The sequence below is a fragment of the Pedobacter immunditicola genome, from assembly GCF_037482985.1.
In the GTDB taxonomy this organism is placed as follows: Bacteria; Bacteroidota; Bacteroidia; order Sphingobacteriales; family Sphingobacteriaceae; genus Pedobacter; species Pedobacter immunditicola.
Map to the genome: position 1 here is coordinate 109459 of NZ_JBBHKC010000010.1, position 11777 is coordinate 121235.

Consider the following 11777-nt stretch of genomic DNA (forward strand, 5'->3'; position numbering starts at 1 on the left):
ACACACATAAAATTTAAAATTTGCTCCCAACTTAAATTTTAAGTAAATTGAATAACCATTCAAAAACATTGTATGTTATTACATCAGTATTCAGATTTGGAATTGTTGGAGGCCATGAAAAGAGACGTCCACAAAGCATTTGACACTTTGTTTAATCGCTACTGGTCCAGCTTATACGGGACTGCATTTTATTTTTTGAAAGATGCAGCAGCAGCAGCAGAAGTGGTGCAGGATATATTTTTAAGGATCTGGCAGAAAAGGCATGTGTATGAGATTCACTGCTTAAAGCAGTACCTGGAAAGTGCAGCCAGGTATCATGTTTACAAACAATTGAAAGCGAAAAAATCAGCGTCACTTTCCTACATCGCTGATTATGAAAAAATACAGCCACGGCAGAAAAGCGTCAATGAAGGCGAGGAAAAACTTTGCCGGATAGAACTGGAAAACACCATAGATACTTCCTTAAAGCAATTGCCAAAAAGATGCAGGGAAATTTTCATCCTGAGCCGCAGGAAACAACTGAGCAACGACGAGATCGCAAGGCACTTGGGCATTTCAAAACGCACGGTAGAAAACCAGCTGACGAATGCTTTGCATTTTCTACGCCCTATATTCAGGTATGCGATGTTATAACAACAGGGTATCGATACGGTGTGCCTGCAGACAATTACTTTGTTCAGACCAGGAAAAAATGGTGAAATGGCCATCTTGTGATGCGACTAAAGCAAGGGCATCTTTCTGATCATTGATAAATTGTGCTGCTGAAAGGTGGCGCGTGCCGCCAATTTTGGCTGCAGGAATCTTGATGGCACCACCGTCAACAATAGGCTCGCTGAAGGAGACTTCATTCAGAATATCTTTCCCTTTTGCACGGCCAATTTTAGCACCAAAAGCCAATAATTCAAACCGCTCGTTCACTACTGTTGCACCATCAACCGCAGTTAAACCGGCTAAGTGATCTACTTCACGCCTTAAGGCCGTTTGCCAAAAAATCTGACTGGCCTCTTTCCTGTCCTGGATCAGTAACTTCGATAAGCCGCTAAAAGAAGGCTGCACACTATAAATGATGGGCTTTACAATAGACTGCAGCCAATTATTATTTTCTGATGGAACCACCAGCATGATACCCCCGCGCTGGTGCGCACGCATGGAAACGGCAATCTGGATGAGCACATTGACGGAATCGTTCCAGTAAGAAGGCGCCATCAAATCAAGTAGCGTCAGTAACATGGTGGGCCAGTCGTGAGAACGAGGCGACGTGGTATCAACAATTTTAATCTGTTCACCCTTCAGCACAGCCACATTGGTATATTTTCCGAAGCCATAAATTCTGCGGTGTTTAATGACCAGCAGACCAGGTTCAGAAACATCGAGTACGAAACAATAATTCGGAATAATGATGGTTGTACCCCAAACATACAGGTCATTGCCATCATGCCAGACCCCAATATGTATACCGGGCCGCTCTACACCTGGTGCCAGTTTGGTTAAAACGCTGGGGTTTAAAGGCAAATGATGTTTTAGAAGCAATGGATTACCAGCCTGTTCAGGAGAGACGAAGGCCAAAGATATCTTTGTGGGGTGCCCCTCTTCTTTACGCAAACTAGCCCAAAAAGTGGCATCCAATATATGTTCTACGAAATGAGCCTCGGGCAGGGGGGCAAGGTCGTCCTCTCCGCTTTCCTTTGCTGTCTTTAGGTGTTCTGCAAATATGGCCTCCAATTTCGGAGCAACAATTCTGGCTGCTTGATAAGTCGACTGGTAAATCATGGTTTAAAGTTAGCATAATCATCCTTATAAAATATCTGCTTTTTGTCTTTTATCAAAATGGGTGTCGTTCTGGCGCTCGATAAGGGTGAGTCCACCATGAGTGCAGGGAGTGCGCACACAACATAACGTGTCCATGAGGCGCCGGCAAGCGAGATAGACATGCTGGTTAACAAGCACTTCCCAATTTTAAAATACTAGGAAATTGTTCTTCACAATTGCTTAACTTTAAGTGGAAATGTGGCTTATGATAGCTTCATCACCTATGAAAACCAAATAATAGACGGATGAAAACACAACTACTCGCATTTATGCTGCTGTTTTTCTCAGGAGCTGTGTTGGCTCAGAACCAACAATACACGATCAAAGGCGTGGTCAGAGATTCCAGAACAAATCAACTTATTCCAGGAGCAAGTGTCAGAATTAACAACACCAATGCAGGCGATGTGGCCAACAACGATGGCGCCTATCAGATTAGCGTGCAACTGGCTCCGGGCAGTTATACGCTGACTTTCAGCTACCTGGGTTATACGCCAAAAACACAGACATTGACATTGGGGCAACAGACTGAGGTTACTTTGGATGCCAGCCTTGCTGAAGACCTGGTGCGTTTGAATGAGGTGGTGGTAACCGGTAACCCCGGGGGGCGGACCAAAAGAACTTTAGGTAACGCCATATCCACGGTAAATTCCAGGGATATTGCCAGCAGTGCAGCGACCTCTATCGACCAGGCATTGAGTGGTAAAATTTCGGGTGCACAGATTACCCAAAACTCAGGAAACCCTGCCGGCGGAATCAGTGTGAGGCTCCGCGGCACGAGTACGGTTGCCGGCGCCGGTGACCCCCTTTACATTGTGGATGGAGTGATCATCAATAACAGCTCAGCTGAGTTGCTGGATCTGGGTGGTTATTCACAAAACCGCCTGGTTGATTTAAACCCGAATGATATCGACCGCATGGAGATCATCAAAGGCGCTGCAGCAGCAGCTATTTATGGCTCAAGGGCAAGCAACGGCGTTGTGCAGATCTTTACCAAAAGAGGCCGGGAAGGGAAACCTTCTTTCACCGTTTCTACACAGTTCAGTGTAAGTGATTTAAGAAAGAAACTGGAGGTGAACAGGTATGGTTTCCGCTTCAACAATTTTATTGCAACCGATAATACCCAGACACCCGTTACCCGCTATGACCTTCAGAATGAAATTTTTATTGGCGCTATCGGTACCGATAATAATATTTCCGTATCAGGAGGTAGTGCCCTCACCCAATATTATGTGAGCGCAAACTTCCTTGATAACCGGGGAATTATTGACCAGACCAACTTTGTAAGAGGTGGTGGCAGGGCAAGGATCGACCAGAAATTAAATAACTGGCTGCGACTGTCGCTGGGTGCAAATTATGTATTGAGCACAAGTAAGGAAATACCAAACGGGGGTTTAGTAGAGGCCTACGGCGCTTTAACAGGCTTTATCTTTAGCAATAACCATATCAGCCCATACCCTGATCCTGTAACCGGGGTCTACCCGTCCTTATCTCCTGCCATCGCCAGAACCAACCCCCTGGAAGCAATTAACCGTTTTAATTTCAGACAAAGGACCAACCGCTTTATAGGGGATCTTCAATTAACTGCCAACCCTATCAAGGGACTGAACATTAATTATGTTTTTGGTTATGATAACTCTACACAAATAGGCACGGGTTATATCCCAGTGGGTAACACCACACCTTCCTACAATACAGGGTATTCCCGCAGGGCCGACCGCACGACCTATCTGCTCAACAATGACATCAATATCTCCTATCAAACTAAAATAAACGATTGGCTGGAATCCACTTCTGGGATTGGCGCTACCGCCCAAAGCGAAAAACTTTACCAGACTGCCATTACCGCCACCTTACTGGGCCCTATCGGACAAACTATTAACAACGGGGTTGCTGTACCAACGGAGTTTCGTAGTGACATCAACATCATGGGTGCTTTTGCACAGCAGACTTTTGGCATCTTAGATAAGATATACATCACCGGTGCGGCGCGTTATGATGTTTCCTCGGTGTTTGGTGAGGAGTTCAGGGGGCAGTTTTATCCGAAAGTAAGCGGCAGTTATGTCATCTCCAATGAGGATTTCTGGAAGAATTCCAATCTTTCAAAGGTGATTTCCAGTTTTAAAATCCGCTCTTCCTACGGACAGGCGGGTAATTTAACGGCCATTTCTGCTTATGATAAAACCACATCCTATGTACCAGTGAACGTTTCCAGCTTACCGGGGGTCTATTCTCCGCCGCTACTGGGCAATGCAGACATTAAGCCTGAACGCCAGCAGGAATTTGAGATTGGTACAGACATGAGTTTTTTCAGTGAACGGCTGAGCCTGGAATTTAGTTATTATAAAAAAGATGTGAAAGACCTGATCATCCTGGCTAACCTTGCCCCCACTACCGGCTATGTAAGCCAGTTTATCAATGTGGGTACCATGACCAATAAGGGGGTTGAACTGATGGTGCGGGGCGTACCTATTTATAAGGATAATTTAAGGTGGAACATTACAGCTACCTACTCCAGGAACAGGAATAAGGTGGACGACATACCCGGTGGCCTGCTGACCTTTGCAGGTGGCTTCGGACAAGTAGCTGCCATCAATGGCCAGCCATTGGGCACCTTTTACTCTACTTATTTTGCACGCAATGCGGATGGCTCCAGGTTGTTGAACGCATCGGGCTTACCACAGACAGAGAAAGTAGGCCGCGATGCAAACGGGCAGCCTGTTGGTGCTACCCTGAGAAAGGTGATCGGTGATCCTAATCCAGATTGGATCGGCTCCTTGATTAATGAAGTGTCCGTTGGTGAGCAATGGACTTTCCGTGCTCAGTTTGACGCTTCCATCGGTGGCGATGTATTTAACTTTACGAAAAGGGTTGGCGACCGGGATCTCTACGGCGGTCTGAAGGGTTATGAGCCTGAGCTTAGGGGTGAAGTGCCCAAGGGAACCTCTGCGGCTTTATTTTCTATTTTCGAGAACTGGATTGAGGATGGCTCCTATGTGAAGTTGAGGGAAGTTTCGGCAACTTATGAGTTTAAGCCTGCATTTTTGAAATCGGGCAGCATGCGTGTAAGCATCGCCGGACGGAACCTCTTATCTTTCGATGATTACAGTGGCTATGATCCGGAAGTAAATGCGGCGGGACAGAGTTCTGCCGTCCGCGGATTTGATTTTGTGGAAGTGCCTATCCCGAGAATGATCGTTGCCGGTTTAAGCGTCACATTTTAACAGGTATAAGCAGATGAATATGATCAATTATAAAAATATGAACAAGCTCGTTTACACGATAAAGACAGGCTTACTGATTACCTTGCTCTTATTTACAGGCAGCTGCAAGCTGGATACGGTGAGCCCCAATGCACCTAATGAAACCGATGTATTGACCACACGTGAGGGGCTCATCGGACTGAGTATAGGGATGCGGCAATTTTATGCCAGCAACGGCATTGCATCAGCTTATTTCTACCCGGCAGTAACCGCCAGGGAAATACAAGGGGTGGCTACTTTTACCAATACCCTGGAACTGGAGGCTGGAGGAACAGCCTTGCCGACTGCAAATGGTAATATTCTGACTTTATGGTCTGACATGCAGCGCCTGATGACCATGAGTCAGGATGTAATCACCAATGCACCCAATGTAACCACACTGACCGGCGGTTTACTGGCTGGCATTAATGCTAATGCGAAACTTTTCAAGGCCATTTCCCTGGGCACGTTGGCGACCTCCTTTGAGCAGGCCAATATTGCCACCAGTAAAACGGAGAAAGTAACCTTCGTACCCCGGGCGCAGGTTTTAGCAGAGGCCATCCGTTTGCTGGATGAAGCCATCGCTGAAATCAATGCCACACCACTTACGCCAGAATTCACTTCGCTGATTACAGGTCCGCGCTTTGACTTACGTAGTGTTTTATATACTTACAATGCTCGTTATAACCTAATGGCAGGTAATTATGCTGCTGCGCTGAGCAATGCGCTCCTTGCAGATCAAAGTAAGGCCAATGTCTTTGAATATAATTCACAAAGTGTAAACCCAATCTGGAATATTACTGTCAACCTAAGGTTTTATGCGCCGAGGCCAGGCTTTGGTTTACCTGCTGAATTATTCGAACCAGGCGACCGAAGGGAGGCTTTTTACATCAGTACCACTACTTCAGGCACCACCACCACCCGCACGCTGACCGGTTTTGGCGGCAGTCAGGCAGCAACTATACCGGTTTATTTACCTGATGAAATTAAACTGATCATTGCTGAAGCTTTGCTTCGAACAAATGGTTCCCTTGATGAGGCACTGACTCAGATTAACCTGGTACGAACACAAACCGCGGGAGATCCTTTCGGTGTGCATGCAGGCCTTCCTGCTTATAGCGGCCCCATGACGCCAGACGCTTTGTTGTTGGAAGTTTACAAGCAACGTTCTGCAGAATTGTACCTGAGCGGACAAAGGTTGGAAGATTCCCGTCGTTTTAACCGTCCTTTCTCTCCAACCAACCTTACCGAGCGGAACAGGAATTTTTATCCCTATCCTGATCAGGAAAGAGTAAATAATCCGAATACACCACCAGATCCGGCGATATGATTTTATAAACCAATTGGCACAATCACCTTCACACTAAAATTTCTTCCCATATTATAAATCCCCGATCGGCCATTTGGCGATGACTGGAAGTATTCGAAATATTTTAAACGGTTCAAATGGCTTTGATAGGCGGTATCGAATAAGTTTTCGCCCTGGATGAACACTTCCAGAAATGTTTTTTGTTGCTTGTTTTTCAATCCCGTACCGAGACCTGCACTAAAAAGGGCATAACCGTCTGTGAACGTTTCTGTATCATCGAGGGCATAGAAACGATTTTTATCAGCATGGTAGTTTGCTTCAAATTTAATATAAGGCTTGGAGAAGATACTGGTTTTGTTGGTTTGTGCGGCAAACTTCATTTCTGAACGCAGCTGTAAGGGAGGCAGTAATGGAAGGTGCTGGCCATTGGTTTTACCAACCACATAGGAAACACTATTGTTTAAAGTGAACCACGGAACAGCAGTGGGGTGAATGTTTACACTGGCCTCCAGACCGTATAACCTTGCTGCCGATTGCTTGTATTGGTAGGTCAGGTTTCCGGGAACCACCACCACCGGCTCGCCATTTTCGTCAGTTAACCTGGCTTGGTAAATATAATTTTGAATATTGTTGTTAAACAACTCGAGGCTCAGGTCAATATTCTTAAGGTAGGCCATAAAGCCAATATCCTGTTGCAAATTAAATTCGGGAACGAAAGTCCGGTTACCAAGGTAAACAATATGGGCACCGGGATCCAGACCATTGGAACCAATTTCGGTAATGTTGGGCGCACGGTAGCCACGGGCAATATTAGCTTTAAACAAGATCCGCTCTGTTAAGTTGTAAGTGATGCCAGCACTGCCTGAAACGCCCTGGTACCGTTTGTCAAAAGCAGTAAACTGCGCAAAATCGTTCCAATCCACTTTGCGGTCATCGACACGTACCCCGGCAGAAAGATCTAACTTCCCAAAAGATTTCTTGGCGAAGAAAAAGGCACCCATATCAAACAAGTCATAATTGGGAATAGGATAATCTGTGGCATCCTTGTTACGGTTGGTTTGGTACATCCCGCTTAAGCCTAAGGTGCTTTGTATCCCGTTGAACTCGGGGAAATGATATTTAGCATCAAAATTCAAGGTATTCAATACCAGGTATAAGCCCGCCTGTCCGGGTGTAGTAGGGTGGTTATATTCCCTGCGCACACTTTGCTGCCCACCCACCAATACATCGAGCAATGAATTACCAAGTTTGTACTGACCGGAATTATAAATCCTATAATGCTGGATATGCTGGTGCAATGGAACAATGCGATAACTATTCAGCTCGTTTTCCGGCACAACTGGCCGGTTTTTGATATCATCACCCTCATCCAGTACCTGTCTGGTAAACTTCCTGCTTAAAGAATCACGACTACCATCAGGAATCTCCTGCAGGTTATTATAATAGTTGGCGGCTATTTTGGAGTGTCCCCATTTTTTATGAACGGCAGCACTTGCAGAAAGGTTATACTCCTGGAAAGCGGTGCCATACACTAGACCATCCACTTGATTTCGGTAACTATGGGCAATTTTACCACTGGCACGGGCAGCATACCGCCAGCCATTTTTATGGAGGGCAAGGCCTAAGGAGTTGCCAAACATGCCATTATTGTGCTGATATTCAGTCGTAAAATCCCCTTTTAACATTCCCTCCGGCAAAGGGCTTTGATCGGGGATCATGTTGATTACGCCCGCCACGGCATCGGAACCGTAAGTTAAGCTGGCAGGCCCTTTGACCACTTCTACCCTTGAAATTCCGTAAGGGTCAATCTCAATACCATGCTCATCGCCCCACTGCTGTCCCTCCTGCCTTAAGCCATCAAATAGGGTCAACACCCGGTTATATCCTAAACCCCTGATAAAAGGCTTGGAAATATTAGGTCCGGTCGTTACCGCGCTCACGCCTGGAATGCCCTTTACAATGGCATCAATCAGGTTACTGCTCACCTGCTGATCCATTGCCCTTTTACTCAGCACGGCAATAGGAACCGGGCTCTTGCGCAATACGGTACTCCTGCTCATCCCGGTAACCACTACCTCATCCAAATTAGAATGATGTTTAGACAGCTTAGCGTTGACAACCAATACCTGGTTTTCTTTTAGCAAGGCTATTTTTTCTAGTTTTTGATAACCTACCCCTGAAATAACAAGGGTATAACGCTGTGCAGGAATATCGGCAAACTCGTAATAGCCCTGGTCATTGGTTTTAGTAGCATAGTTGGTGCCGTTTATTTGAAGGGAAATTGCCGACAATGCCTCATCCTCATCGAGCACCTGACCGCGGATGGTGCCGGTTTGTCCATTTGCATCCATACCAAACCAACTCATGAATAAAAAGAGCATCAGGGTTTTTAATGTTAAAGACAGCGAATATGTTGGATTCAAGCTCATATGTTTTGGTTTTCTAACCTTATGGTTCAGTAAACAAAACTACAATAGTTAGACTAGTCTAACAAATAAATCTTGAGATATATTGTTTTATATTTACACGATGTTATCCACTACAGAAGAGAATTACTTAAAAGCCTTGCTTAAAATAGGCAGCAGGAACGAAGGTGCAGACGAAGCGGGAATTAATGAACTGGCTGCACACCTGGGGGTTAAACCGGCCACGGCAACGGATATGTTTAAGAAATTGAAAGAAAAGAATTTAGTAGATTACAAGAAATATGGAAAGATATCATTAACGGAAAACGGGCGGAATAACGCAATGAATATTGTAAGAAAACACCGTTTATGGGAGACCTTTTTATATCAAAAGCTAGATTTTACCTGGGATGAAGTGCATGAAGTAGCAGAGCAACTGGAGCACATCAAATCGCCGAAACTGATCAGCAAGCTGGAGGAGTACCTGGATTTTCCGGAATTTGATCCTCATGGTGATCCAATCCCTAAAGCCAATGGGGAGATTGTTGCCATTGATAAAGTGATTTTATCGGCATTAAAACCCGGTGAAAGTGGAATGGTTGTAGCAGTTAAAGATACCTCTATCCTATTTCTGAAATACCTGGAGCAACTGGGTATCAATATTGGCAGTCGCCTTAAAATTATTGAAAAGGTATCCTTTGATGGTTCTTTCCTGATGGAGATTGAGGGGCAAGCGGCCCGGAATGTATCCTTGAAATTCGCAGACAGTCTGTATGTTCGCAAATAAGCAATAAATGGCTCATCTTGCAGGTAACATCATCACTTCTACATTAAAATAAATTGTTGAGATTGAATTATGGCAACAGAAATAAAATGTCCTAACTGTGCACATTCCTTCCCCATGGAGGAGGTGATGGCAGAAGAATATAAAAAAGACCTTCGTGAAAAGATGCTGTCTTTTACCAAACAAAAAGAAGAGGAATTTAAGCTTAAACAAGTGGAAATGGCACAGCAGCAGAAGCTGCTGGAATTAGCCATGGAACAGAAGCAGAAAGAATTTCTGCTGCAGCACAAGCAGTTGGAAGCTTCCTTTGAGCAGCAACAAAAAGTGCAGGCACAACTTTTCCAGCAACAACTTGCTGAAGAAAAGAAGCAAATGCAGGCGACCATGGAGGAAAGCTTAAGGAAAACCATAGCTGGTGATTTTGAAAACAAACTGCAGGTATTAAACAATGCCAATAAAGAGCAGGAAGAACGATTAAAGCTGGCACGCGCAAAGGAGCTTGAATTTCTGCTGAAAGAGCAGGAAATTGTTAAAAAAGAAGAAGAACTGGAGCTGCAAATGCAAAGGATGCTGCAGGAACAACGTGCCGAACTCGTTGAACAGATCAGAAAGCAGGAAAACGAAAGAAACAACCTTAAAGATACCGAACACCAGTTAAGGGTAAAGGAACTGGAAAAGCAACTCGAGGACCAAAAGAAACTGGCTGAAGAAATGAAACGCAAGGCTGAGCAAGGTTCTATGCAGTTACAGGGTGAAGTGCAGGAGTTGATTCTGGAAGAATTGTTACGTAACGCATTTCCTTTTGACCTGGTCACTGAAGTTGGCAAGGGCGTACGTGGTGCAGATTGCGTTCACCATATCCGCAACCAGTTCGGACAGGAATGTGGGAAAATCATCTATGAGAGTAAACGCACCAAGGATTTCTCGCTGGACTGGATCGAAAAGCTGAAGAAAGACATGCGGAGCATGGGTGTTGATGTAGCCGTTATCGTGACCCAGTGTTATCCGAAAGGGATGGATTGCTTTGGGGAGAAAGACGGTGTCTGGATCTGCTCTTTTGATGAGGTAAAAGCTGTTTCTTATATTTTGAGGGATGGTATCCTTAAATTGTTCAGCGCTTCAAAATCGCAGGAAAATAAAGGTGATAAAATGCATATGCTGTATGATTACCTGACCAGCACTGAATTTAATGAGCAATGGAAGGCCATCAGGGAAGGTTTTATGAGCATGAAACTTTCCATACAGAAAGAACGTGATGCGATGGAAAGACTTTGGAAGTCGCGCGAGAAGCAGCTGGAGAAAGTGATGCTGAACGCAGCACATATCAGGGGTTCTATTGAAGGAATTTCAGGGACAGAAAACATCAGGTTTAGCTTAACCGATGATGATGACGAGCCGTTGTTGTTGGAGTAATACCGGTATTCACCTCAATAGTAGGATATAGCTGGAAAGGCACCCTTTGTTATGGTTAATCTGTATATGATTCGTAAATTGCATTAAATAAATTTAATCATCGAGATGAAAAAGGGCGAGAATCATATTTTAAACACCGAGGCTAATTTTATCACTTATGCTTCAGAAGGTGAGCGCCTGCACAAGGATGTTTTTCGGTCGGATATGGACAAGTTTAAGCTTTTCACTAAAATGCTTCGCAGGAATGCGCTTTTAAAAAAGGCTAGAATAACCCACAAATAATATATGGATGCATTAGATGAAACCTTACTTCTATTTTGGGAATCTTTAAACAACAACGATGTAAAGTATATTATGGTTGGAGGTTTTGCAACCAGATTTCATGGTTTTAATAGAAGTACTGATGATTTAGATCTTTGGCTTTATGACACCTTGGAAAATAGAAGAAATTTAAGAAAGTCATTCAAGGATCTCGGCCTTGGAGATTTCCCTACAATAGAAAACATGGAATTTGTGCCGGGCTGGACAACGTTTTATGTGGCTAATGAAATTGAATTAGATATTATGACAAGCATGAAGGGTTTAGAGAATTTATCTTTCCTAGAGTGTTTAAATGCTGCATCTATAGCAGATTTAGGTGGCATCTTGATCCCGTTTTTGCATATCAATCAATTGATAGAAAACAAAAAGGCAGTAAATCGACCTAAAGATCAGATTGATGTGATTGAATTAGAAAAAATAAGGGCGTTAAGAGGTAATGATTTATAAAAGGAATTAATTGCAAATTTCGTGCTCAAAACATTTTAAGCACATATATT

9 protein-coding genes are annotated in these 11777 nt (G+C 44.3%); 7 read left to right on the plus strand and 2 right to left on the minus strand.

What is annotated here, in order from left to right:
- Positions 1 to 72: 72 nt before the first annotated feature.
- Positions 73 to 633, plus strand: a complete 561-nt coding sequence (locus WG905_RS17210; RefSeq protein WP_339592992.1) for an RNA polymerase sigma-70 factor — start codon at positions 73 to 75, stop codon at positions 631 to 633.
- On the opposite strand, the gene WG905_RS17215 is transcribed toward WG905_RS17210, so the two are convergent.
- A complete protein-coding gene (locus WG905_RS17215; RefSeq protein WP_339592993.1) occupies positions 628 to 1770 on the minus strand; it encodes a putative sensor domain DACNV-containing protein in 1143 nt (380 codons plus the stop codon). The genes WG905_RS17210 and WG905_RS17215 overlap by 6 nt on opposite strands.
- Positions 1771 to 2054: 284 nt before the next feature.
- Here WG905_RS17215 and WG905_RS17220 point away from each other — a divergent pair, with 284 nt between their 5' ends.
- Complete coding sequence (locus WG905_RS17220; protein WP_339592994.1) at positions 2055 to 5030, plus strand: SusC/RagA family TonB-linked outer membrane protein; 2976 nt, start codon at positions 2055 to 2057, stop codon at positions 5028 to 5030.
- A gap of 37 nt (positions 5031 to 5067) precedes the next feature.
- Positions 5068 to 6378, plus strand: coding sequence for a RagB/SusD family nutrient uptake outer membrane protein (locus WG905_RS17225; RefSeq protein ID WP_339592995.1), 1311 nt, complete (start codon positions 5068 to 5070; stop codon positions 6376 to 6378).
- Between the two features lie 2 nt (positions 6379 to 6380).
- Here the strand turns inward: WG905_RS17225 and WG905_RS17230 are convergent, their stop codons facing one another.
- Positions 6381 to 8780 (minus strand): TonB-dependent receptor, encoded by a 2400-nt coding sequence (locus WG905_RS17230; RefSeq protein ID WP_339592996.1) that lies wholly within the window; start codon positions 8778 to 8780, stop codon positions 6381 to 6383.
- A 106-nt stretch (positions 8781 to 8886) separates the two neighbouring features.
- Between WG905_RS17230 and WG905_RS17235 the strand changes: the two genes are divergently transcribed.
- The 4 genes from WG905_RS17235 (at position 8887) to WG905_RS17250 (ending at position 11727) form a co-directional block, all read left to right on the plus strand.
- Positions 8887 to 9549 carry a metal-dependent transcriptional regulator gene (locus tag WG905_RS17235; protein WP_339592997.1) on the plus strand — a complete coding sequence of 221 codons (663 nt, stop codon included), beginning with the start codon at positions 8887 to 8889 and terminating at the stop codon, positions 9547 to 9549.
- Between the two features lie 69 nt (positions 9550 to 9618).
- On the plus strand, positions 9619 to 10959 hold the full coding sequence (locus WG905_RS17240; protein WP_339592998.1) for a DUF2130 domain-containing protein: 1341 nt from the start codon (positions 9619 to 9621) through the stop codon (positions 10957 to 10959).
- A 105-nt stretch (positions 10960 to 11064) separates the two neighbouring features.
- A complete protein-coding gene (locus WG905_RS17245) occupies positions 11065 to 11241 on the plus strand; it encodes a hypothetical protein (protein WP_339592999.1) in 177 nt (58 codons plus the stop codon).
- Positions 11242 to 11244: 3 nt separating this feature from the next.
- Positions 11245 to 11727, plus strand: coding sequence for a hypothetical protein (locus WG905_RS17250; protein ID WP_339593000.1), 483 nt, complete (start codon positions 11245 to 11247; stop codon positions 11725 to 11727).
- The last annotated feature ends 50 nt before the right edge of the window (positions 11728 to 11777 follow it).

Coding starts and splice junctions, on each gene's coding strand:
- WG905_RS17210 (WP_339592992.1), top strand. CDS start 73: ATGTTATTACATCAGTATTCAGATTTGGAATTGTTGGAGGCCATGAAA.
- WG905_RS17215 (WP_339592993.1), bottom strand. CDS start 1,770: ATGATTTACCAGTCGACTTATCAAGCAGCCAGAATTGTTGCTCCGAAA.
- WG905_RS17220 (WP_339592994.1), top strand. CDS start 2,055: ATGAAAACACAACTACTCGCATTTATGCTGCTGTTTTTCTCAGGAGCT.
- WG905_RS17225 (WP_339592995.1), top strand. CDS start 5,068: ATGAACAAGCTCGTTTACACGATAAAGACAGGCTTACTGATTACCTTG.
- WG905_RS17235 (WP_339592997.1), top strand. CDS start 8,887: ATGTTATCCACTACAGAAGAGAATTACTTAAAAGCCTTGCTTAAAATA.
- WG905_RS17240 (WP_339592998.1), top strand. CDS start 9,619: ATGGCAACAGAAATAAAATGTCCTAACTGTGCACATTCCTTCCCCATG.
- WG905_RS17245 (WP_339592999.1), top strand. CDS start 11,065: ATGAAAAAGGGCGAGAATCATATTTTAAACACCGAGGCTAATTTTATC.
- WG905_RS17250 (WP_339593000.1), top strand. CDS start 11,245: ATGGATGCATTAGATGAAACCTTACTTCTATTTTGGGAATCTTTAAAC.